Origin of the sequence: Haloarcula amylovorans (assembly GCF_004681185.1) — an archaeon.
Lineage (GTDB): Archaea > Halobacteriota > Halobacteria > Halobacteriales > Haloarculaceae > Haloarcula > Haloarcula amylovorans.
Genome location: NZ_SRIF01000002.1, coordinates 604,896 through 625,922 on the forward strand (window position 1 = coordinate 604,896; position 21,027 = coordinate 625,922).

The 21,027-nt window shown below is 65.6% G+C and carries 23 protein-coding genes; 8 read left to right on the plus strand and 15 right to left on the minus strand.

The features are described from left to right. Positions 1 to 200 precede the first annotated feature (200 nt). Both E4S61_RS10260 and E4S61_RS10265 read left to right on the plus strand, forming a co-directional pair. Positions 201 to 1,997 carry a ferredoxin--nitrite reductase gene (locus tag E4S61_RS10260; protein ID WP_135303838.1) on the plus strand — a complete coding sequence of 599 codons (1,797 nt, stop codon included), beginning with the start codon at positions 201 to 203 and terminating at the stop codon, positions 1,995 to 1,997. Beyond that, positions 1,990 to 3,621, plus strand: coding sequence for a Coenzyme F420 hydrogenase/dehydrogenase, beta subunit C-terminal domain (locus E4S61_RS10265; protein WP_135303839.1), 1,632 nt, complete (start codon positions 1,990 to 1,992; stop codon positions 3,619 to 3,621). Before E4S61_RS10260 ends, E4S61_RS10265 begins: the two co-directional genes overlap by 8 nt. Positions 3,622 to 3,640: 19 nt before the next feature. On the opposite strand, the gene E4S61_RS10270 is transcribed toward E4S61_RS10265, so the two are convergent. From E4S61_RS10270 to E4S61_RS10285, 4 genes are all read right to left on the minus strand, one after another. Next, the gene (locus E4S61_RS10270) at positions 3,641 to 4,291 is read right to left on the minus strand and encodes a bifunctional 4-hydroxy-2-oxoglutarate aldolase/2-dehydro-3-deoxy-phosphogluconate aldolase (protein ID WP_135303840.1); all 651 of its coding nucleotides are present in this window, start codon (positions 4,289 to 4,291) and stop codon (positions 3,641 to 3,643) included. A 51-nt stretch (positions 4,292 to 4,342) separates the two neighbouring features. Then, positions 4,343 to 4,717 carry a cupin domain-containing protein gene (locus E4S61_RS10275; RefSeq protein ID WP_135303841.1) on the minus strand — a complete coding sequence of 125 codons (375 nt, stop codon included), beginning with the start codon at positions 4,715 to 4,717 and terminating at the stop codon, positions 4,343 to 4,345. 205 nt (positions 4,718 to 4,922) lie between these two features. Beyond that, the gene (locus tag E4S61_RS10280; protein ID WP_135303842.1) at positions 4,923 to 6,410 is read right to left on the minus strand and encodes a PQQ-binding-like beta-propeller repeat protein; all 1,488 of its coding nucleotides are present in this window, start codon (positions 6,408 to 6,410) and stop codon (positions 4,923 to 4,925) included. Positions 6,411 to 6,683: 273 nt separating this feature from the next. Then, positions 6,684 to 7,586, minus strand: a complete 903-nt coding sequence (locus E4S61_RS10285) for an AEC family transporter (protein WP_135303843.1) — start codon at positions 7,584 to 7,586, stop codon at positions 6,684 to 6,686. A 140-nt stretch (positions 7,587 to 7,726) separates the two neighbouring features. Between E4S61_RS10285 and E4S61_RS10290 the strand changes: the two genes are divergently transcribed. Then, positions 7,727 to 9,130 (plus strand): signal recognition particle protein Srp54, encoded by a 1,404-nt coding sequence (locus E4S61_RS10290; RefSeq protein WP_135303844.1) that lies wholly within the window; start codon positions 7,727 to 7,729, stop codon positions 9,128 to 9,130. Between the two features lie 51 nt (positions 9,131 to 9,181). Here the strand turns inward: E4S61_RS10290 and E4S61_RS10295 are convergent, their stop codons facing one another. Beyond that, a complete protein-coding gene (locus tag E4S61_RS10295) occupies positions 9,182 to 9,484 on the minus strand; it encodes a hypothetical protein (protein ID WP_135303845.1) in 303 nt (100 codons plus the stop codon). Position 9,485: 1 nt separating this feature from the next. After that, complete coding sequence (locus tag E4S61_RS10300; protein ID WP_135303846.1) at positions 9,486 to 9,836, minus strand: winged helix-turn-helix domain-containing protein; 351 nt, start codon at positions 9,834 to 9,836, stop codon at positions 9,486 to 9,488. A 133-nt stretch (positions 9,837 to 9,969) separates the two neighbouring features. On the opposite strand from E4S61_RS10300, the gene E4S61_RS10305 reads away from it, so the two are divergent. From E4S61_RS10305 to E4S61_RS10315, 3 genes are all read left to right on the plus strand, one after another. After that, the gene (locus E4S61_RS10305; protein ID WP_135303847.1) at positions 9,970 to 10,548 is read left to right on the plus strand and encodes a magnesium transporter; all 579 of its coding nucleotides are present in this window, start codon (positions 9,970 to 9,972) and stop codon (positions 10,546 to 10,548) included. A gap of 40 nt (positions 10,549 to 10,588) precedes the next feature. Then, positions 10,589 to 11,113, plus strand: coding sequence for a magnesium transporter (locus E4S61_RS10310; RefSeq protein WP_394346447.1), 525 nt, complete (start codon positions 10,589 to 10,591; stop codon positions 11,111 to 11,113). A 72-nt stretch (positions 11,114 to 11,185) separates the two neighbouring features. After that, positions 11,186 to 12,256 (plus strand): nucleoside recognition protein, encoded by a 1,071-nt coding sequence (locus E4S61_RS10315; protein WP_135303849.1) that lies wholly within the window; start codon positions 11,186 to 11,188, stop codon positions 12,254 to 12,256. Here the strand turns inward: E4S61_RS10315 and E4S61_RS10320 are convergent. After that, complete coding sequence (locus E4S61_RS10320; RefSeq protein ID WP_135303850.1) at positions 12,253 to 12,987, minus strand: GNAT family N-acetyltransferase; 735 nt, start codon at positions 12,985 to 12,987, stop codon at positions 12,253 to 12,255. The genes E4S61_RS10315 and E4S61_RS10320 overlap by 4 nt on opposite strands. 60 nt (positions 12,988 to 13,047) lie before the next feature. Further along, a complete protein-coding gene (locus E4S61_RS10325; protein WP_135303851.1) occupies positions 13,048 to 13,941 on the minus strand; it encodes a CBS domain-containing protein in 894 nt (297 codons plus the stop codon). Positions 13,942 to 14,017: 76 nt separating this feature from the next. On the opposite strand from E4S61_RS10325, the gene E4S61_RS10330 reads away from it, so the two are divergent. Further along, the gene (locus E4S61_RS10330) at positions 14,018 to 15,007 is read left to right on the plus strand and encodes a lamin tail domain-containing protein (RefSeq protein ID WP_135303852.1); all 990 of its coding nucleotides are present in this window, start codon (positions 14,018 to 14,020) and stop codon (positions 15,005 to 15,007) included. Positions 15,008 to 15,039: 32 nt separating this feature from the next. On the opposite strand, the gene E4S61_RS10335 is transcribed toward E4S61_RS10330, so the two are convergent. Next, on the minus strand, positions 15,040 to 15,258 hold the full coding sequence (locus E4S61_RS10335; RefSeq protein ID WP_135303853.1) for a hypothetical protein: 219 nt from the start codon (positions 15,256 to 15,258) through the stop codon (positions 15,040 to 15,042). A 153-nt stretch (positions 15,259 to 15,411) separates the two neighbouring features. On the opposite strand from E4S61_RS10335, the gene E4S61_RS10340 reads away from it, so the two are divergent. Then, on the plus strand, positions 15,412 to 16,467 hold the full coding sequence (locus tag E4S61_RS10340) for a molybdopterin-dependent oxidoreductase (RefSeq protein ID WP_135303854.1): 1,056 nt from the start codon (positions 15,412 to 15,414) through the stop codon (positions 16,465 to 16,467). Here the strand turns inward: E4S61_RS10340 and E4S61_RS10345 are convergent, their stop codons facing one another. From E4S61_RS10345 to E4S61_RS10370, 6 genes are all read right to left on the minus strand, one after another. Then, positions 16,468 to 17,088, minus strand: a complete 621-nt coding sequence (locus E4S61_RS10345; protein ID WP_135303855.1) for an HAD family hydrolase — start codon at positions 17,086 to 17,088, stop codon at positions 16,468 to 16,470. Then, on the minus strand, positions 17,085 to 17,501 hold the full coding sequence (locus tag E4S61_RS10350; RefSeq protein ID WP_135303856.1) for an RNA-binding domain-containing protein: 417 nt from the start codon (positions 17,499 to 17,501) through the stop codon (positions 17,085 to 17,087). The genes E4S61_RS10345 and E4S61_RS10350 overlap by 4 nt, the downstream gene beginning before the upstream one ends. Further along, complete coding sequence (locus E4S61_RS10355) at positions 17,498 to 18,061, minus strand: AAA family ATPase (RefSeq protein ID WP_135303857.1); 564 nt, start codon at positions 18,059 to 18,061, stop codon at positions 17,498 to 17,500. Before E4S61_RS10355 ends, E4S61_RS10350 begins: the two co-directional genes overlap by 4 nt. 33 nt (positions 18,062 to 18,094) lie before the next feature. Next, positions 18,095 to 18,937: a polyprenyl synthetase family protein gene (locus tag E4S61_RS10360; RefSeq protein ID WP_135303858.1), complete on the minus strand. Its 843-nt coding sequence runs from the start codon at positions 18,935 to 18,937 to the stop codon at positions 18,095 to 18,097. Between the two features lie 296 nt (positions 18,938 to 19,233). Further along, complete coding sequence (locus tag E4S61_RS10365; protein WP_135303859.1) at positions 19,234 to 20,187, minus strand: electron transfer flavoprotein subunit alpha/FixB family protein; 954 nt, start codon at positions 20,185 to 20,187, stop codon at positions 19,234 to 19,236. Next, positions 20,184 to 20,975 (minus strand): electron transfer flavoprotein subunit beta/FixA family protein, encoded by a 792-nt coding sequence (locus tag E4S61_RS10370; protein WP_135303860.1) that lies wholly within the window; start codon positions 20,973 to 20,975, stop codon positions 20,184 to 20,186. Before E4S61_RS10370 ends, E4S61_RS10365 begins: the two co-directional genes overlap by 4 nt. Between the last annotated feature and the right edge of the window lie 52 nt (positions 20,976 to 21,027).

A 21,027-nucleotide genomic window follows, 5' to 3' on the forward strand; every position in this document is an offset into this window, starting at 1 on the left:
CAGTATTTTCCCATTCTACAGACGCTCTCCGGAGAACCTTCGTGCCAACCTCGTGACGGCGGTAGCATCGAGCGGAAGAGTCGTGCGTAGAGACGGCAACAATATCCTGTTCGGGGGAGGTGGGGCCGTTTTCGCCGTCACGGGCGCGTTGAAGGGGCGAGGGCGAGTGTCACATACCACGGCCATGTGAGGTGGTCTCATTGAACACAGTCGAACGATGGAAACAAGAGAAACACCCGCTCGACGTCGTCAAGGACGTCAAGCGGTACGCGGCGGCGGAGTTGAGCTTCGAGGAGATAGAACAGGAAGCGGGCGACGGGGAGTGGGAGCGGCTGAAGTGGGCTGGTTTGTACGCGCACGGGCGACAGGACGGCTACTTCATGCTCCGGACGAAGGTTCCGGGCGGCCGCCTGACGCCCGCACAAGCCGAAGTCGTCGGTGATGTCGCCACGGAGTTCGCTACCGCGCCCGAGGCGTACGGTGGCGTAAGGCAAAACCCCGTCTGGGGCGACGCATTCCTCGATATCACGACGCGACAGGACGTCCAGATGCACTGGATCGAAATCGAGGATATCCCCGAGATATGGGCGCGCTACGACGAGGTCGGCCTGACGACGATTCAGGGCTGTGGCGACTCGGCGCGGAACGTACTCGGCTGTCCGGCCGCTGGTCTCGCCGACCACGAGTGTTTCGACGCGCAGCCGGTCGTCGAGGCCGTCTCCGACTTCTTCACGGAGAACCGCGAGTACGCTAACCTCCCCCGGAAGTTCAAGATGACCATCACGGGCTGTCGCCACGACTGCGCCCAATCTCAGATTAACGACGTGGGGCTGGCACCGGCGAAGAAGGGACTCGACGGCGATACGGGACGTGGCGAACACTACGGCTTTCACGTCCGCGTCGGCGGCGGCCTCTCGGACGGTCCCCGGATGGCCTCCCCGCTCGACGTGTTCGTCCCCCCCGAAGACGCCGTGGAGTTCTGCCGCGCCGTTGCCCAGACGTTCAAAGAGCTGGGTGACCGCAACAACCGCGGGGTCTGTCGGATGCGCTACCTCGTCGAGCAGATGGGTGCCGAGGCGTTCGAGGAAGCCGTCCGGGACCGCTGTAGCGTCGAGTTGCCGACCCGCGGGACCGACCTCACGGAGGGATACTGCGGTGACCACGTTGGCGTTCACGACCAGCGCGAAGACGGGCTACGCTACGTCGGATTCAACGTCGTCGCCGGGCGGATGGGCGGCGAGGAATTCGCACAGGCGGCGCGTGCGGCCCGTGAATACGGGACCGACGAGGCGTCGATACGGCTGGCGACCGACCAGAACTTCCTCGTCACGCACGTCCCCGACGAGGCCGTCTCCGCTCTGCTGGACGAACCGTTCGCCGTCGACTACCAGCCCGACCCCGGCCCGTTCTCGCGGGGCGCGGTCGGCTGTACCGGCTCCGAATTCTGCAACTACGGCATCATCGAGACGAAACGGCGGGTCCGCCGATGGGCGAAAGAGCTAGACGACCGAATCGACACGCCCGACGACCTCGACGTGGTTCGGATGCATATGTCGGGCTGTTCGGCTTCTTGTGCGCAGCCACAGATTGCGGACATCGGGTTCCGCGGCGAGACGGTCAAAGTAGCGGAGTCGGCGGACGCCACCAATGCCGAGGGCGACGACACCGAGGCGTCGGAGACGCCTCGTAAAGACGGTGAAACCGTCGACATCGTCGAGGGCATGGATTTCGGCCTCGGTGGAAGCCTCGGTGCGGACAACGCCTTCCTCGATTGGGTCGAGACGGCCGTCCCGGCCGACGCCGTGATTCCGGCCCTCGAAGCGCTGTTCGCGGCCTACGCCGACGAACGAAACGACGGTGAGCGGTTCTACGCGTGGTGCCGCCGGGTCGATAACGACCGACTGCGCTCGGTCATGCGACGGGCCGACGCCGAGGTGGCCGGCGGCGTCGCCGCCGACGACTCGGCCGGCCGGGGCGAGGTGAGCGACGATGACTGACGAGTGCCGCAAGTCTGGAATCGCGCCGGCCGATGTCGCGCCGGAACTCCTCGGTGGGGAAGCCCGAGCCAGCGATGCCGACGACGCCGACGATTCGGACCCGCCACTGTTCACCGACGGTGGCGAGCCGCTACCGGGCGTGCCAGCGACGGGAGACGACGACTCCGCTGATGGCTGTGGCTGCGGGAATTCGTGTGGCTGTGACGGCCACGGCGAGCGCGACTCGGTGGGACGCGGAAACGGTCCAGACGGCGGCCGGACCGTTCGTCCGGATGGTGGGACCGGGGCCGCCAACGTAGACGAGAACGGCTCGCTAGGCGACGTGTCGTTCACCGAACCCGCGTCGGGGGCCAGTCAGGACGTCGAGAACGGCCGCCCGGACGAGCGAGTGGGCGTCCCCGACGGCGTCGATCTAGAGACGCCCGGCTACGGCGTCCGCGAGGAGATGAACGACATCGAGACGCCCGACGAGAAGACGTGGTTCATGGAACTCGACGAAGCGGTCATCGACGCCGACCGCTGTATCCAGTGTGGCACCTGCGTCGCCGCCTGTCCCAGCGACTCCATCGGCATCGGCGAGGACGACCTGCCGGAACTCGTCAAGATGTGTACTGGCTGTTCGCTGTGCTGGGACATGTGCCCCCGCGGCGGCCTGCGATACGAGCGCCAGTGGAAGATAACTGGCGGCGACGACAACGTCTCCGGGGCCGGCGACCCCATCACGGAGTTCTCCGCGCGCGTCCGCGACGACTGGCGCGAGGACGCACAGGACGGTGGACTGGTCACGAGCGTCCTCTGTCACCTGCTGGAGAGCGGCGAGATAGACGGCGCGCTCATCGCCACCGAAAGCGACGACGAGGCCTGGAAGGCCGAATCCTTCCTCGCCACGACGCCCGAGGAGTGCATCGCAAACGCGGGAAGCTTCTACAACCAGACGCTCGCGCTGGGGAACTTAGACCTCACGCGCTGGGAGCACAAACTCGACGTTCCACTCTCGGAGGCGTCGCTGGCGCTGGTCGGCACGCCCTGCGAAATCGAGGGTATCCGGGCGCTACAGGACTTCGAGTGGGACTACGCCGCCCAAGAGGACGGCGTGCGGGCCGTCGACTACACTATCGCGCTGATGTGTACCAAGAACTTCAACTACTACTCGCTCATCGGCGAACGCATCGAGAACGAGCGGGGCATCGACCGCGAGGACATCGGCAAGCTAGACGTCCTTCACGGGAAGCTGATGGTGTACGGTCGCGACGGCGAGATGCTCTTCGAAGAGGACGTCGAGGAGTTCCACGACGCCGCGCTCAAGGGCTGTGACGAGTGTGCCGACTTCACGGGCTACTGCGCCGACCTCACTGTCGGCTCCGTCGGGTCGAGCGACGAGTTCTCCTCGGTCATCGTCCGCACCGAACAGGGGATGAAAGCGTGGGAACTGACCGAACCAGACCTCGACTACCACGACCTGGAGGACCGCTCGGCCATCGGCGGTCTCCAGAGTTGGGACAAGAAGAACGCCTTCGAGTCCTTAGAGCGCCCCTTCGACCCCGACGCACCGCGGTTCATCGACTACACCGACCACGCCGAGCGGTACGGGACGGAGCCGAACCCTCACGAAGCCGACCACTGATAGCTTCGGGCGTCTCCCGTCAGTCGCGCGCGTTCTCGACCGCTTCGACGAACTCGGCGGCGGACTCGCGGACCTGGTCCATGTCGTCGTTCTCGATGGCCTCGTAATCGACCAGCGCGGAGCCAGCGCCGACGGCGACCGCGCCCGCGTCGAAGTACTCGGCGACGTTGTCCGTCGAGACGCCGCCGGTCGGCATGATGGGTATGTCGCCGAGCGGCCCCTGTAGCGCGCCGATGTGGCCCGGTCCGACCGTCGAGGCGGGGAACATCTTCAGAATGTCCGCGCCGGCCTCCATCGCGTCGGCGGCCTCGCTGGGTGTCATGACACCGGGAACGCAGACGATTCCCTCACGATTGCAGACATCGATGACGTCCTCGTTGAGATTGGGCGCGAGGACAAACTCCGCGCCGGCCTCGATGACGTTGCGCGCCGCCGCGGCGTCCATCACGGTTCCCGCGCCGATGACGGCGTCCGTGCCCGCCAGTTCCTTGTCGACGGCGGCGATCAGGTCCGAGCACCGCTTGGCGTCGGCGGTGAGTTCGAGCGCGGTAACGCCACCCTCGTGGACCGCTTTCGCTACGTCCACCATCTTCTCTTCGGGGATACCGCGGAGGACGGCCGTGACGCCGCTGTCTACGAGTTGCTGCTGGACTGCCTGTTTGCGTGTCATGCGAGGGAGTGGGCGGGCCGGGGGCAAAAGCGTAGGTGAAAGCCGCCCGACTCACTCCGCCGGGTCGTACGGGAGCGCGATGTCCGTCTTCGGCGCGCCGACGCCGAGCACTTTCACGGACTCCGTTGCGTCCTCGGGATTGAACGCTCGGTGCGGACTCTCCGGTTCGGCGACGAACACCTCGTCTTCGGGGACGACGAACTCGCCTTCGGGCGTCTCGACGTGCAACGTTCCAGAGCGCACGTAGAACAGTTCCTCGCGCCGCTCGTGATAGTGATAGCTCCGGGGCAACTGCTCGCCGGGGGCCATCTCGTAGGTGGCAGCGTGCAGCGCGTGCAGTTCCGCCGCGTCCGAGATGCCCCGCCGGTCACAGGGGTAGTCCTCAGTCTCGGGGAGGTCCTCGGGGTCGAGGTGGTGATAGGCCATAGCGGTGGTTGCGCTCGGGCCGGCAAACCAGTACCGCTGGCGCTGTTGGGTTTATCGCAGGGTGAGATGGTCACCTCCCTCGCTCAGTACAGATGAAATAGATTACGCTCACTACAGTGTGCGAGATGAACAGGACAACGGATATTCTGGCAGCACTCAATAACGAGTACGACACTCTTCTGCAAAAATGAGGACCGAAGTCTAGTTAGTCCTCGCAGGCGTCGGGGTCGTCGTCCTCGTTGGGCGTCTCGGATGGCTCGTCGGGGGAATCGCCGCCTTCGTCAACCGGTTCCTCGGGGAAGTCGTCTTCGGGGTCTCCTGTCGATTTGGCCGGGAGGCCGGGAACTGTCGCTTCCCCCTGTCCGGGTTCGAGGACGAACACTCGCGGGCCGCCGAAGAAGAGGCCGTTCCCGTACAACACGGGGCTGGAAGCCTGGCCATCGAAACCGTACTCGAACAACTTCGATCCATCGGCGGTGTCGTAGGCTGCCTCCTCCGTGTAGACGACACCGTCGGCGACGTTACCGAGATTCGCGCCCTCGTACTGGAGCGTGCCGTCTTCCCGCGAGACCGCAACCGTCTCGTTAGTCGGCTCTATTGGGTCGGCGCTGGCGCGGTAGTTGATGTAGACGGATTCATCGTCTACGACCGGAGCCGACCATTTCAGCGAGGCAGCGGTATCCGGTTCGTACTTCCATTCGACGCTTCCGTCTTCTATATTCAGTGCGAACAGACTGATACCGGATGTCTCGTCTGTCTCACCCGTAGTATAGACCGTGCCGTCGGCAACGGGAACTTGAGTCCCCGTTTTCCACGCAGAGGGTTGCCCATCGAAACTCCAGACGACCTCGCCGGTTTCCGCGTCGAGTGCTTGCAGCCCCCCTCGGTGGGGGAACACTTTGCCGTCAGCGACGGAGGCCGCTTGGATACCGCCCCCATATGTGGGACTGTCTGACGCGACTTCTTCCGACCATAGTTTCTCACCAGTTTCAGCATCGAGGGCGACGAGAAGCGAATCGTTCGGCAGTTGGGTGTCGACGACGACGAAAACCCGATCCTCGCTGGTAGTGATGCCGGAATAGGACAACTGCTCCTCCTGAGCGTATTCCGGGGCCTCGCTCTCGGACGGATCCCGCTGGAAGCGCCACTTTTTGGTGCCGCTCTCGGGATCAATAGCGTAGACAGCGCCAGGAATCTCCTTGGAGGTTCCAGAACCGACGTAGACTGTCTCGCCATCCGTCGCAGACCCGTTGAAGTAGGTTCGATTGGTCGTGTCGCCCGTCGCTTGCTCGAAGGCTTGGGAGTTCTCAGTCGAGAACGTCCAGCGAACGTCGCCGGATTCGGTGTCGAGGGCGTGGAACTTCTGCCCGCTGACGTAGGCCGTCCCGTTGTGAACGACCGAGATCGAGTAGTCGCTATCCGTCTCCGGTTCGGGGTCTGCTATCCAGCGGAGACTAACGCCCTCTTTCGGCTCAGACGCAGTGGGTGCGTAGTTGGTGTTGCCGGGGCCGCCGTACGTGGAGGTCCAGCCCGAAAGTGAATCGTTGGAGCTACTACCATCATCGTTGCCAGAATCGGATTGCTGTGCGAGGACACCACCGACGCTACCGACGCCAGCGAGGGCGGTTGCGCCGCCGAGAGCCTTCAGGAGCGTTCGGCGACTGGTACTGCTATCGGGAGTCTGGTTCGACATCTCATTTGTTTCAATGCCTATTGTTCCTATTATTATGAGTACTACTATTCATCTAGTAACAGTTCTCAACTGTCTGAAACGGTGCGACGGCCTGCTTATGCAGACGATAAACCCTGACAGGTGCGCACTGTATTCAGCACAGCGCTGCAGATGTCGAGGATACCTGGTAGAATTTTCAACGCTCAGTTCGCACACCTACCTAACGGCTGTTTCGTCACAGTTTCGTCAGAAAAGAAGAACGAGGTTCAACGCTCGGTTCTGGTGTCCCCGGCCCTAGATGACGGCCATCAGCGCGAACAGCGTCGCGAGCGAGACGATGGTGGTGACGAAGACGTTGAGCGAGGCGAACTCGGCGTCCCCGCCCAGCTCCGTCGCGTAGACGAACGTCGAGACGGCCGTCGGCGTCCCGAGCATGAGGACGCTCGCGGTGAACACCGCCGGTGCGACGCCGAGCGCCGAGAAGGTGATCCACGCGACCAGCGGCATCACACCGAGCTTCAGCGCGACCACGCCCGCCGTCGCCGCGGGGTCGATACCGGCCGGGTCCACGTCCAGCGAGGCACCGACGAGGACGAGCGCGAGGGGCAACGCGAGGTCACCGACGGCCGACAGCGCCGTCACCGCCGATTCGGGGACGCCGAGGCCGAACCATGCGACGACGATGCCGAAACCCAACGAGACGAGTACTGGGTTGGTGACGAGCGCCGAGAGTTGCTCCAGGGGCGAGACGTCCGCGCCGTCGCTGACGAGCACGATGACGGTCACAGGGACCTGTGCGAGCGTGATGAGGCCGAGCAAGAGCGCCGCCGTCGCTCTCGTGTCCGGCCCGTAGGCCGCCGCCACCAGCGGGAAGCCCAGATACCCCAAATTCGCGTGGTAGGATTGGACGACCGCGATGCCGTGCCGTTCGGGGGCGGTGAAGCGGCGGTGTGCCACCCACGCCACGCCGACGGTGACGATCATGACGACAGCCACGCCGACGAGTAGTTCCGGCGAGAGTAGCGACGACAGCGGTTGGTCGTACGTCGAGACGAAAATGAGCGCGGGAAGGACGACGTAGAAGGCCACAGCGTTGAGCCGTTCGGTCCGCCAGTCGTTCAGCACGCCGACCTGCTGGAGGGCCACTCCGACGACCAACATTCCGAGCAGATACGCGAAGCGCCCTACTGCGTCCATACGTAGCGGTGGCCGGTTCGGCTGTTTCAGCCTTCGGATTCCTGTCGGGTTCGTCGCCGAACGAGACTACTATCGCGGGAGAACCGTCGTCGCAGGGACAACAAGTCTTTACCCGTCCGGTCGCGTATCTCGGCACAACAATGGTACTCGACGACTTGGGGAGTTCGCTCCGGGGGACCCTAGACGACCTCCGGGGGAAGTCCCGCATCTCCGAAGAGGACATCGAAGGCGTCGTCAAGGAGATTCAACGCTCGCTGTTGCAGGCCGACGTTGACGTTGCACTCGTCAAGGAGCTCTCGAACAACATCGAGAGCCGTGCGTTAGACGAGGAGCCGCCCGCTGGCACCACGCCGCGCGATTGGGTGCTCCGCATCGTCTACGAGGAACTGGTCGACCTCGTCGGCGAGTCGACCGAGATTCCGCTCGAAGAGCAGACCATCATGCTCGCCGGTCTCTACGGGTCAGGGAAGACCACGACGGCCGCGAAGATGGCGTGGTGGTTCTCGACGAAGGGGCTCCGACCCGCGATCATCCAGACCGACACCGACCGTCCCGGCGCGTACGACCAATCCAAGGAGATGGCCAGTCGGGCGGAGGTCGACTTCTATGGCGACCCCGACGCGGACGATCCCGTGAAAATCGCCCGCGACGGACTGGAAGCCACGGAAGAAGCCGACGTTCGCATCGTCGACACCGCCGGTCGCGACGGCCTGAACGAAGAACTCATCGAGCAGATAGAGCGCATCGAGGCCGAAGCGCAGCCCGACCGGAACCTCCTCGTGCTAGACGCTGCGATGGGCCAGAGCGCGAAGAGTCAGGCCGCCGACTTCCAAGAGGCGATTGGCATCGACGGCGTCGTCATCACAAAACTCGACGGGACGGCCAAAGGTGGGGGCGCACTCGCTGCCGTCGACGAGACAGATTCGACCATCGCCTTCCTCGGCTCCGGCGAGACGGTCAAGGACATCGAGCGCTTCGAGCCCTCGGGGTTCATCTCCCGCTTGCTCGGGATGGGCGACTTAAAGCAGCTCACCGAGCGCGTCGAGCGCGCGATGGAGGAGACCAAGCAGGGCGACGACGACGATTGGGAGCCAGAGGACATGATGGAGGGGTCGTTCACCCTCAAGGACATGCGAAAGCAGATGGAGGCGATGAACAACATGGGGCCGCTCGACCAGGTGATGGACATGATTCCCGGCCTGGGCGGCGGCCTGATGGACCAGTTGCCCGACAACGCGATGGACGTGACCCAAGAACGGATGCGTGACTTCGAGGTCATCATGGATTCGATGACCGAGGAGGAACTCGAAAACCCCCGCGTCGTCGGCCAGAGTCGGACCGAACGCATCGCCCGCGGGGCGGGTAAGCCCGAGGAGCGCATCCGCGAACTGCTCCAACAGCACAAGCAGATGGACCAGATGCTAAAGCAGTTCCAGGGCATGGGCGACGGCGATATGGAACGGATGATGAAACAGATGCAACAGCAGGGCGGCGGCGGTGGCGGCGGGATGGGCGGCATGGGCGGCGGCGGCCCGTTCGGCTGACGCCGCGTCGCCGCGGACTCGTCTCGCCGGCGAACCGAGCGGTTCACGGTCTCACTGGCGCTGTGCGAGGACGATTGCGACCAGCAACAGCACCATTCCCAGCAACTGCGTTCCGCTGTTGACCGCGGGAACGACCATCGGCCCGAAGAAGCGGGCGGTGAAGACCGTGGCGGCCCAGCTCACGGCGGTCAGCGTCACGATACCGGCACCGAGAAACAGCATCGCGCGACTCCGGTTTCGGACGTACCCGTAGAACGCCAGTCCGGCGATACAGAGACCGACGAGCAGTGACAGGATCGAGAGACCCTGACCGATGAACAGCCACGCCTCGGAGCCGAGTCCGGCGACGGGCACGCTACAGCCCCTCCCAGAGGTCGGTAAAGGCGTCGGCGAAACGCTGTGTCGCCGACGTGGTTTTCAGACGCACGTCGAAGCCGCCGTCGTCGAGTTCGACGCGCAGTTCGTCCAGTTGGGCCTCGTAAACGTTCGTGTGGTCGCCGTCTGAGTCGGGGGTCAACTCGGCGCTGACGAGGCCACACGCTTCTAACTCTTCGAGGCGTCGGTACACGGTCGAGAGCGACATCTCGCACTGGTCGCTGAGAGCGGTTGCGGTCATGGGTTCGTGGCTCGTGGCCGCCAGCAGCGAGCGCGCGTACTCGTCGTCGAGGAGGGCGAAGACGTCCGCAGGGGTGCAGTCAGCGGCCACAGCACGTTGTTCGGGGGGTGGGATAAAAAATCACGACGAGCGTTCGCTGAGTCGGCGAACGCGTCGGCCGCTCACCGCATCGTCTTCTCGATAATCACCGCTCTTTTTCCGAGCGCGCGCTGTCTGTCCGGTAATGACCGTCCGCGAGGTCGCCACCGAGGCGTACAGAGAGTCCCTCCCCGTCTTGGCTCTCAGTGCGGTCGGCGGCCTCTTCGCGGGCGTCGTCCTCGGCGGGATGGACGCGGAACTAGAGCAAGTGGCGGGCCTGCTCGTCCTCGTTCCGGCGCTGCTCGCCACTCGCGGGAACGTTTACGGCTCGTTGGGGGCGCGACTCGGCTCCGCACTCCATCAGGGGATCGTCGAGCCACGCTTCTCGCTGGCCGACGAGCGCGTGAACGCGGCCGTCGCCGCGGCGCTGGCGAACGGCGTCCTCGTTAGCGGCTTCGCGGCGGTGCTGACCGTCGCGCTGCTGGCTGGGATCGGGCGACCGTCCGCGCCGTTGCTGACCCTCGTCGGAATCGCGCTCGTGGCCGGTCTCGTCTCCGGAATCCTCCTCACGATTGCCGTCGTCTCCGTGGTCTTCGTCGGCTACCGACGGGGACTAAACCCCGATACGCTGGCCGGGCCGGTGGTGACGACGACCGGCGACGTGGTCGGCATCGCCACGCTGCTGGCGGCGACCCGCTTCGTCCTCGCGCTGGGGGGTGGCTGACGTGGCCGACGAGTGGACCGTTCGGGGCATCGTCCGGCGGATGTTCCCCGTACTGGTCGTCCTGACCGCTATCGAACTCGGGAGCGGTCTCGTCCTCGATACCTTCGAGGGTACTCTTCTCCGGTACCCGACGCTACTCGTCCTCGTCCCCGTGACCATCGGAATGGCCGGCAACCTCGGGAGTATCCTCGCTTCGCGCCTCTCGACGGCGTTCCACCTCGGCTTGCTCTCCTTCGAGGCGACCGACGACCGCCTCGCTGGCAACGCCGCCGCCACCGTTGCTCTCGCCGTCACCGTCTTTCCGCTTGTCGGCGGCGGCGCGTGGGCGGTCCAGGCGGCCGTCGGCGGAACGCAACTCAGTCCCGGAACAGTCGTCATCGTCGCCCTCGCCAGTGGCGTCACGCTGGCCGTACTGGCCATCGTCGTCACCACGATAACGACCTACGCCGCCTATCGTTTCGAACTCGACCCTGACGACGTGGTCATCCCCGTCGTGACGAACGTCTGTGACGTACTGGGCGTGCTGGTGCTGTTCGGCGTGGTTCAAGTCCTAGTGAGCGGATAGCTGGAGACTGGCATCGGTAGCGATTCGCCGCGTATCGACGGACACTTGCCCCCGAAGCACCGATATTCACCTGTGCAGACAGCCGTCGCCGCGCTCCTCGGACAGCCGGTCCTCGCGCTGCTGGCCGAGGTTATCGTCCGGGTACTCCGCATCGGCGCGTTCATCTCGCTGGGGGTGTTCCTCGCCAACCTCGCGGTGGCGTTCGGCCTCGTCGACCGCATCGCCGCCGTCTCGCGCTACCTCACCGCGCCGGCGAACCTCCCCGACGAAGTGGGGACGGCTATCTTGACGACGACAGCCTCACCGACGGCGGGATACGGTATGCTCGCGGACTTCCGGGAGTCGGGCGTCCTCTCTGACCGGGCGACGCTCGTCGCCGTCACGATAAACACGTTCTTCGGGTTCGCTCAGCACATCGTCACCTTCTACGCGCCGGTGCTGATCCCCATTCTCGGGGCACGTGTTGGCGTCCTCTACGTCGCCACGCGGGGACTGGTAGCGCTGGCGATCACGCTGACCGGCATCGCTGCCGGAGCGGTCCTGCTGGACCGCTCGAACGCGGGCGCGACGGCGAACGGCGACCGCCGAGACCAGCGGACAACCGACGGCGGCCGCAGCGATACCGACCACGCCAACGCGTCGGACGTGCTGGACGACAGTCCCGAGAGCCACGCGGCTGCGATACGGGACGCCGCTGGTGAGACGGTCGAGAAGGTCCGCGAAATCCTGCCGCGACTGGCGGCCATCTACCTCGTCGTCTCGCTGCTGGTCGCGTACTCCGAGGAGCTGCTCGCGCTGGTCGGCGGCGGCGGTGTCGCCGTGACCGCGGCCGCCGACGGACTGGCGGGACTGCTCGGTCTCCCGGGCGCGGCGGTCCCGGTGGTCGCCGCGTTCGCACTCGACACCACGTCGGGCGCGGTGGTCATCGCGCCGCTGGTCGAGAACGGTACGTTCACCGCTCGCACCGCGGTGGCGACGATGCTCGTCGGCGGAATCGTCTCCTTCGCCGTCTCGACGTTCAAGCGGTCGATCCCCTTCCAGTACGGCATCTGGGGGCGGTCGTTCGGCTCGAAGGTCATCGCGGTCAACACCGCGCTGAAAATCGTCTGGATCGCTCTCGCGCTGGTCGTCCTCCTGGCCTAGTCGAACGTGTAGGCCATCATCACTTCGTCCACTTGCTCGTCGCCGACGGTGTAGTGGTTCCGGCGGATGCCTTCCGTGTTCCAGCCGTGGGCTTCGAGAAACGCCAGCGCGCTCTCCATCGTGGCCGGGACGCTGTTGTACAGTTTCCGGTAGCCGTTGGCCCGCGCCCACTCCGTCCCGCGATTGATAAGTTGGCTGCCGATGCCCTGCCCGCGGTGCTCGGCGACGACGCCGACGGTCAACTGGGCGGTCTCCCTGAGTTTGTCCAGTTGCGGGAGGTCGAGATGACACCAGCCAATCACTTCGTCGTCTATCGTCGCCACGAAGAACACGCGCGACTGGACCGTGTTGTGCCGGGTGACTGCGTCCTCGTAGAGCAACTGCTCGGCGACGCTCTCGGCAACGACGTAGGTGCTCTCGTCAGAGACGTTCCGAATCGCCTCGACCAATCCCTCGAAGTCGTCCGGTCGGGCCGGACGAATCGTGTACGTGACCGACCCGTTCTCGTACGTCTCGATGGAGCCAACGTCCAGCGCCAGCGAGAGCGTCCCACCGTCGTCTGCCAGATATCCCTTCGAGAGGAGGTGGTCGACTGCCTCTTGGAACGCCTCGGTGTCTAACTCTGTCGCCGCCCGCGCTCGATGGCGCGCTGCCGTCCCGTGTCGCTCGACGTACTGATAGACGTCTCTGGCCTCGTTCGTCTCGAACGTCGGCCGCTCGACTGCGTCCATACGTGCGGGTCGGGCCGGATAGTGCTTAACAATTGTTATCAGGTAACACGACACGTCCGCTCATCCCGTTTCGGGGATGGGGTCGGAGATGACGACAGCATCACCCTCGACGACACACTCTCCCTCGGAGTCGTCGACGGCCGTCGCCAGCCGGAAGCGGTTCTCTTTCAGTTGTTCGACGACTTCGCAGTGGGCGGTCACTCGCTCGCCGATATCGACCGGGCCGCGGTAACTGAGCTCCTGTGAGAGGTAGATCGTCAACCCCGGCAGGCGGGCGAGTGCGGCGCTGATGAGCCCCGCGACGAGCGTCCCGTGGGCGATGCGGCGGCCAAATCGGGTCCCCCCGGCGAACCCGTCGTCGAGGTGGAGGCGATTGGTGTCCCCGCTTACCTCGGCGAACCGCTCGACATCCTCTGCGGAGAGCGTCTTCGAGAACCTGACGTGGTCGCCCACGTCGATGCCGTCGGCGGTGCCGTAGCTCTCGAACTCCCAGTCGTCGTCCTCGTACAGCGTGTCGGGGCGAGTGAAGCGCCGGCGTTCGATGGGCGCTTCCTTCGACGGCGAGGGATGGGCGATGTTGGGGACGTAACTGGAGATATCCGTCGTCGTGACGATGCCGACGAGTTCGTTGTCCTCGACGACCGGGAGCTTCTTGATGCCGTGCGTGCGGAGGCGTTCGACGGCCGTCTCCACGTCGACGTCGGGTTCGATGGTAACGAGCGCTGTCGCCATCACGTCCTCGACGGTCAGTGCGCGGGTGTCGCCTTCCTCCGCGGTGACGGCGACGATGTCGCTCTCGGTAATGATGCCGACGCAGTCGCCGTCGCGCTCGACGACGAGCGAGCCGATCCCCTCGTCTCGAAGGCGCGTGGCGGCCTCGACGACCGGACTCTCGGGGCTGATGGTCTGGGCGGGCGTCTGCATGACCTCCCTGACGGGCAGTGGGACGAGCATCGTCTGCGAACTCTCAGCCCAGTACCAAGAAACTCGGCCCGGCAGACTTGTGGGGCTGTGGTCCCACCATCCGGCGATGCGCCGACTCCCGTTCGCCGCCCTGCTCGCGCTGACCGTGGTACTGGCCGGTTGTGGCGGTTTCACGATGCCCGCCGAACAGACGGCTACTCCACAGCGGACGGCCGCCAACCCGGGAGGGGAGACGGCCGCAGGTGTGCCGTCGGCCGGACCACTCCCGGAGGGCCGGACCACGGTATCGGTCACCGCCGTCGTCGACGGTGACACCATCCGCATCGAGTACGACAACGGGACCAGAGATACTGTCCGACTGGTCGGCGTCGACACGCCCGAGGTCAACGCGGAGAACGACCCCGCCGAGTTCGAAGGCGTCCCGACGACTGCGGCCGGGTCCGAGTGCCTGCGCGGCGCGGGCATCGACGCCTCGAACTTCGCCAAGAATCGCCTGCTCGGTGAGACGGTGGAGATAGCCTTCGACCCCGCCACCGAGCGCCGCGGCTACTACGACCGCTTGCTGGCCTACGTCGTCGTCGACGACCGCCTGTTCAACTACCGACTGGTGACGACCGGCCACGCCCGGGTGTACGACGAGAGCCCCTTCACGCGCAAGGACCGGTTTCTCGAAGCGGAATCGGCCGCCCGTGAGGCCCGGAAAGGGCTCTGGCAGTGTGTCGACCCCGACTCGGTCGACCGCTCGACGCCCACGGTGACCGTAAGCGAGTCGGGCCTCGTCGTCGCCGGAATCCACGCCGACGCCGAGGGCAACGACAACGAGAATCTGAACGACGAGTACGTCGTCTTCGCGAACCGCGGCGACGACTCCATCTCGCTATCGGGCTGGACGGTCACTGACGGGGCCGACCATCGCTACACCTTCGGGGAGTCCACACTCGCGCCGGGCGAACGCGTCACGCTCTACACCGGGAGCGGGAGCGATACCGAGCGCGAGCGCTACTGGGGTGCGAACGGCGCGGTCTGGAACAACGGCGGCGATACGATTACCGTCCAAAACGCCGACGGAACCGTCGTCCTCGAACGATCGTACTGAAAAACTGTTTTTTTTCGTGGCTATGCGTCCGTCTACCGACCGGTTCGCGGTGCGAGAAGCGGCGAGTCCGGGCGACGTTCGATACCGGTGAGGAGCGCGCCGCTCATCGCGACGAACAGCGCGGCCAGCGTGAGTCCGGCCGCCGCGAACCCCGCCGTCGTGAGGGGGGCCGACCCGAGCAGGTCGCCCAGCAACAGCGCGAACAGCGAGAGTACGTGACCACCGAGCAGTCGGTTCTGTAGCGTCTTCATTCGTGTCCGTAACTGGGGGCTCCAGGCGGTTAAGCGGCGCGCGAGCCGTGTCTACGGGGCACTCAGTGACACAGTCACAGTAAGAGTGCCTTACCGACACGTTCTCGCCCAACCCGGCCAGCAGTATAAGCACGGCGAGCGCTAACACGGGATATGAACGTGCGTCGGTTCACGCCATCGCCGCGAGCCGTGGACTGGGGCCTGTTCGCGGCCGTCGGGACGCTGCTCGGGACCGGCGTGGCGACGATGTTCACCGGGACACCCGACACGGCGTGGGTCATCGACCTTCACGCCATCGCGGGCGTCGTCCTCGTCTGCTTGCTACCGGTGAAACTGTGGCGGGTCCGCCGTCGCGTCGGTCCCGACAGCCTCACCGGGCGGCGCATCCTCTCCGTCGTCCTCGCCGTCGACGCCGCCGGAGCGCTCGTCACCGGCGTCTGGTGGATTTTCGGCGGCTCGCTCGACCTGGGTCCGTGGGGACTGTTTCACCTCCACGTCGCGCTCGGTCTGCTGATCCCGCCGTTATTGCTGTGGCACCTACGCTATCGCTATCACTCGCCGAGGACTGTCACGCGAGGCGGCCGTCGGGATGCGCTTCGATACGCCGGCCTCGTCGCCGCCGGGGCGTTGCTCTGGCGACTGCAGGGACCGGCCAACGACCTGCTCGACACGGCCGGGGCCGACCGGCGCTACACCGGGTCGCGCGAGGAGGGGACTGGCGAGGGCAACCGCTTTCCAGTGACGAGTTGGGTCGCTGACGACCCCGCCCCGGTGGACGCGGGCGAGTGGACGCTGACCGTCGGCGGCCGCGTCGAACGAGACCGTTCCTACGCGCTCGCTGACATCCCGACCGACGCGAGCGAGGACGCCGTCCTCGACTGCACGAGCGGCTGGTACTCCGGTCACGAGTGGCAGGGCGTCCGAGTCGGCGAGTTGCTCGACGCCACCGGAACGGACGACGCCGCGGCGTGGGTGCAGTTCCGCTCGATGACGGGCTACCGCTGGAGCCTCCCTATCGAGGAGGCTCGTGACGCTGTCCTGGCGACCCACGTCGACGACGAACGCCTCTCACACGGTCACGGTTTCCCACTCAGGTTAGTCGCGCCCGGACGGCGCGGCTTCCAGTGGGTGAAGTGGATCGAGGAAATCCGCGTGGACAAGCGACGAGAACTCGGCGAGTGGATAGCGATCTTCGTCAGCGGTCTGTGACTACAACAGCGCGTCGATAGTCGCCCAGAGGTCCGGACCGTCTCCGTCCCTCTCGTAGTGGATGGGAACGAATCCGGCGGTTCGCGCGCCCTCGACGTCCGCCTCGTAGTCGTCGCCGACCATCACATACTCCTCGGCGGACACGCGTTCGCGGAGTAAGTCGAACGGCGCGGGGTCGGGCTTGTGCGCCCCGGCCTCGTAGGAGGTGACGACGGCGTCGAAATAGTCGAACAGGTCGTGGTGTTCGAGTTTGCCGACCTGCCACGCTCGTGTGCCGTTCGTTATCACGCCGAGCGCGTCGTCTTCACCGAGCGTGTCGAGACTCTTGCGGGCTGCGTCGGGCACCTCGGTCGTCGCGTAGGCCCGTTCCCGGAGCGTCTCGACCATCGCCTCGGGGTCGCCGTCCCGACCGGTTTCGTCAATGACGGTCCGCATCGACCGTTCGAACGGGTTCGGTTCGAGGTTGCGTTGGGCCTCTCGAAACGTTTCCTCGGCAATCCTGACGAGGGCATCGGTTACGTCGAAACCGTGCGCGTCGAGCGTCGCTCGCGTGACCGTCTCGTGTGGTTCCGTGCGGTGGACGAGCGTCCCGTCGAGGTCGAAACACAGCGCCGTCGTCATTCCGGGTCGACCGGCTTTCCGTCCTCGGTCGGCGGCGCGACGGCGTCGATATACGATTCGGCGTCCGGTTCGCGCACCGTCACCGCGACGTGGATGTCGCCCAGTTCGGCGGTCTCGCCGACGGCGAAGTTGACCCGCCCCTCGAAGGCCGCCTGCTTCTTCAGGTCGAAGGCGAAGGTATCACCCGAGAGATTATCGAAGAAGACGGAGCGGGCGGTGTCGAGAATCTCCGCCTGATGGAGTTTCTCGGAGAACCCCTCCAGTGTGTGGACCTCGGCGACGAGTTTGCCCTCTCGGTGGGTGGGGTCGGCCTCCGGGAAGAGGTTCCGAATGGCATCGGCAACCCGGTCGGTCACCTCGGTGTCGTTGACCGGGACCGTGATTTCGACGTCGACGCTGTAAACGACGCTCATCGTTCGATGGCCTCCTGGCCTTCGCGGAGCAGCGTGCGCACCTTCCGCTGGAACGCCGCGAGCGTCTCCGTGTTCTCGATGGTCACGTCGGCCATCTCGATGGCCTTCCCCATGCCGAAGCCGAGTTCGCGCTCGTCCCTGTCGGTGAGCGACTCCCCGCTCTCGTCGTTCATGTCGTCGCGCCCGCGCAGGTCCAGTCGCTCGGCGCGCAACTCGAAGGGCGCGTCGACCTCGACGAGCAGGAACGACTCGCCGAAAGAGTCGCGGAACGCTTCGACCTCCACGTCCGAGCGGATACCGTCGACGAGGACCGTATCGCTCTCGGTCAGTTCGTTCTCGATGAGCGGCAACGAGCGCTCGGCAATAGCACCCGAGCCGTTCTCCTCGCGCAGCGCCTGCGCGATTCGCCCGTGTTCGGTCGCTGGGTCCAGTCCCCGGTCACGGCACTCCTGCCGGATGACATCGCCCATCGTCACGACCGGCACCCCCATGTCGGCGGCGACGTTGGCCGCCTCGCTCTTGCCGCTGCCGGGTAGCCCGACGATCCCGATAACTGTCATTGCCCGCGGCTTCGCCAGCGGCGGCCAAAAGCCCTACCGTTCGCGTACGACCACGAACTCCGCGAGGTCGCGTAAGTACTCCATCGATTGCGAATCCGGCGCGTTCGTGGTTTCTAAGGCCTCCAGCGCGGCGTCGGACTCGGCGCGCGCTCGCTGGTTGGCTTCCTCGGCGGTCATCTCCGTCACTTCGACCAGCGACGGCCGCTCCATCTCGGCGTCGTGACCCGTCGGCTTGCCCAGCGTTTCGGCGTCCGCCGTCGCGTCCAGTACGTCGTCACGCATCTGAAACGCCACGCCGACCCGCTCGGCGTACTCGCCCATCGCCTCGACGGTGTAGCCGTCCGCGTCGGCCGCAATCGCGCCCAACTCCGCGGCCGCCCGGAACAGCGCCCCGGTCTTTCGGCGAGCTAGTTCCATGTACTCTCGTTCGTTGGTCGGCTGGGCGACCAGTTCCGTCGCCTCGCCCTCGCCGAGTTCCACCATCGCTTCGGAGACGGTCTGCATCGCCCGTTCGTCGGCCGAGAACAGCGCGAACGCCTCCCCCAACAAGCCGTCGGAGGCGATGATCGCCGGCCCGTGACCGAACTCCATCCACGCCGCCGGTGTCCCGCGACGCACCGCCGACTCGTCGATGATGTCGTCGATGACCAGTGAGGCGTTGTGGACCAACTCGATACCGACGCCGAAATCGAGGGCGTCGTCCGGTTCCCCACCCAGCGCCTCACAGACCAGCACCGTGACCGTCGGTCGCACGCGTTTCCCCCCCGAGAGCGCGACGTGTCGGACCTCCTCGGCCAGCTGCTCGGGTTCGACACCGTCGAGAACCGCCTCCAGCCGTTCCTCGACGCGGTCACGACGCCGCTCCAGATGCTCCATCGTTCGCCTTTGAGGACTAGGACACAAAGTACCTGACGACCCACCTTTTTCGTCGTCGGGTTTCCTCGCGCCGCTTCGCGGCGCTGTGGGAACCCGTCCTCGAAAAACGTGGGCGAAAAAGGCCGAACTCGCGGCGACGCCGCGAGTTCGGGGAAACCGCTCGCCGTCGGCGAGCGGTATGCTTCTCAGGAAGGCCTACCCTTCCCCGTCTTCGTGAGTGGAGTGAACGAAGGCTCGTCAGAGCCTGCTCTGACGGCGTCGCGCGCGATGAAACACGCGCTCGGCCCACTCCCTCGCTATTCCTCGAACTGTTCGATGAGCGCGGGGACAACCTCGAAGAGGTCGTCGACGATACCGTAGTCGGCGATGTCGAAGATGGGCGCGTTGGGGTCGGAGTTGATGGCGACGATAGTGTCGCTTCCCTTCATCCCGGCGACGTGCTGAACCGCACCGGAGATGCCGATGGCGATGTAGACGTCCGGCGTGACGACCTTCCCCGACTGGCCGACCTGTCTGTTCTTTTCCAGCCAGCCGTTGTCGATGAGCGGCCGCGAGGCGGACACCGTCGCGCCGAGCGTCTCGGCGAGGTCGCGAATCATCTCTAAGTTCTCCTCGTCTTCGATACCTCGGCCCACCGAGACCAGCACGTCCGCGTCGCTGATGTCCACGTCGCCGCCGCCGACCTCCTCGAATCCTGTGACCGTCGAGCGGACCGCCGATTCGTCGATGTCCACGTCGAAGGCCTCGACGGTGGCGTCGCCGGTCCCCTCCGCTGCCGGCCACTCGGCGGGACGAAGAGTCGCTGTGGAGGTCTCGCTGTGGACGTCGATGGTCGTCTCGACTTTCGAGCCGTACAGCTCGCGGGTCGCCGTAAGTTCGTCGTCGTAGGCGAGTTCGACGACGTCGGTCACCAGCGGTCGGTCGAGGCGGCTGGCGACGGCGGGCGCGTAGTCCAGCCCGTTGACAGTGTTGGGCAGGAGCAGGAACTGGGGAGAGACGGCGTTCGCCAGTTGCGTCACCGCCTGCACGTACACGTCGTGGTTGAACTCCTCGCCTTCATCGACCGTGTGGATCGTCTCGACGCCCTCGCGGTTCAACCGGTCGGCGAACGCGTCGACGTCGCCGCCGACGATCGCGGTGTGCAGTTCGACACCAGCTTCCTCGGCCAGTTCTCGCCCGGCCGTCAGCGCTTCGAGGCTCACGTCTCTGAGCTCACCGCGGCGGTGTTCGGCGACGGTGAGGACCGTCACTGGCCCACCCCCTTCTCGCGGAGCAAGCCGGCGAGTTCAGTGGCCGTCTCTTCCGCGCTCCCCTCGAACACCGTCGCGTCGCTCTCGCTTTCGGGTTCGTAGAGGGCGGTCTGTTCGAGCGGACTCTCGATGTCGGCCGCCGAGAGCCCGAGGTCCGAGAGGTCGTACTCGGCCAGTTCCTTGCTTTGGGCCTGTCGAATCCCGCGAAGACTGGCGTAGCGCGGTTCGTTGATTCCGGTCTGAATCGTCAGGACTGCGGGGAGCGACACGTCGGTCAGCTCGTCGACGCCACCCTCCAGTTCGCGGTGGACGTGGGCAACACCGGCCTCGCGGTCGAGGTCCAAGGCGTTGACGACGGCCGCCCACTCGAATCCGATCTTCTCGGCCAGCGTCACGCCAGTCGCGCCGAACCCGTCGTCGGCCGACTGCACGCCCGTCAACACGAGATCCGGGTCCTCCTCTTCGGCGACAGCCGCGAGCAGCCGTGCCTTCGTCTCGGGGTCGAGCAGTCCCGCTTCGGCCAGCGCGTCGTCCCAGATGCGTATCGCACGGTCGGCACCCTTCGCCAGCGCCTGTCGGATGGTGTCCTCGGTGTCGGCATCGCCGACCGTCACGGCGACGACCTCCACATCTTCGCCCGCCTCCCGTATCTGGACGGCTGCCTCCACGGCGTAGTCGTCCCACTCGTTGAGATCGTCGGTGACGTAGCGGTCGTCGATAGCCAGTCCGTCTATCTCGAACTCGTCTTCGACGACGACCACCTCCTTCACCGTGACAAGAATTTTCATACCACGCACTGCGGTCGGACGGCGAATAAACGTTTCCGAACCAGAAACCTCC

Coding starts and splice junctions, on each gene's coding strand:
- E4S61_RS10265 (WP_135303839.1), top strand. CDS start 1,990: ATGACTGACGAGTGCCGCAAGTCTGGAATCGCGCCGGCCGATGTCGCG.
- E4S61_RS10270 (WP_135303840.1), bottom strand. CDS start 4,291: ATGACACGCAAACAGGCAGTCCAGCAGCAACTCGTAGACAGCGGCGTC.
- E4S61_RS10275 (WP_135303841.1), bottom strand. CDS start 4,717: ATGGCCTATCACCACCTCGACCCCGAGGACCTCCCCGAGACTGAGGAC.
- E4S61_RS10280 (WP_135303842.1), bottom strand. CDS start 6,410: ATGTCGAACCAGACTCCCGATAGCAGTACCAGTCGCCGAACGCTCCTG.
- E4S61_RS10285 (WP_135303843.1), bottom strand. CDS start 7,586: ATGGACGCAGTAGGGCGCTTCGCGTATCTGCTCGGAATGTTGGTCGTC.
- E4S61_RS10290 (WP_135303844.1), top strand. CDS start 7,727: ATGGTACTCGACGACTTGGGGAGTTCGCTCCGGGGGACCCTAGACGAC.
- E4S61_RS10305 (WP_135303847.1), top strand. CDS start 9,970: ATGACCGTCCGCGAGGTCGCCACCGAGGCGTACAGAGAGTCCCTCCCC.
- E4S61_RS10310 (WP_394346447.1), top strand. CDS start 10,589: ATGTTCCCCGTACTGGTCGTCCTGACCGCTATCGAACTCGGGAGCGGT.
- E4S61_RS10320 (WP_135303850.1), bottom strand. CDS start 12,987: ATGGACGCAGTCGAGCGGCCGACGTTCGAGACGAACGAGGCCAGAGAC.
- E4S61_RS10325 (WP_135303851.1), bottom strand. CDS start 13,941: ATGCTCGTCCCACTGCCCGTCAGGGAGGTCATGCAGACGCCCGCCCAG.
- E4S61_RS10330 (WP_135303852.1), top strand. CDS start 14,018: ATGCGCCGACTCCCGTTCGCCGCCCTGCTCGCGCTGACCGTGGTACTG.
- E4S61_RS10335 (WP_135303853.1), bottom strand. CDS start 15,258: ATGAAGACGCTACAGAACCGACTGCTCGGTGGTCACGTACTCTCGCTG.
- E4S61_RS10340 (WP_135303854.1), top strand. CDS start 15,412: ATGAACGTGCGTCGGTTCACGCCATCGCCGCGAGCCGTGGACTGGGGC.
- E4S61_RS10345 (WP_135303855.1), bottom strand. CDS start 17,088: ATGACGACGGCGCTGTGTTTCGACCTCGACGGGACGCTCGTCCACCGC.
- E4S61_RS10350 (WP_135303856.1), bottom strand. CDS start 17,501: ATGAGCGTCGTTTACAGCGTCGACGTCGAAATCACGGTCCCGGTCAAC.
- E4S61_RS10355 (WP_135303857.1), bottom strand. CDS start 18,061: ATGACAGTTATCGGGATCGTCGGGCTACCCGGCAGCGGCAAGAGCGAG.
- E4S61_RS10360 (WP_135303858.1), bottom strand. CDS start 18,937: ATGGAGCATCTGGAGCGGCGTCGTGACCGCGTCGAGGAACGGCTGGAG.
- E4S61_RS10370 (WP_135303860.1), bottom strand. CDS start 20,975: ATGAAAATTCTTGTCACGGTGAAGGAGGTGGTCGTCGTCGAAGACGAG.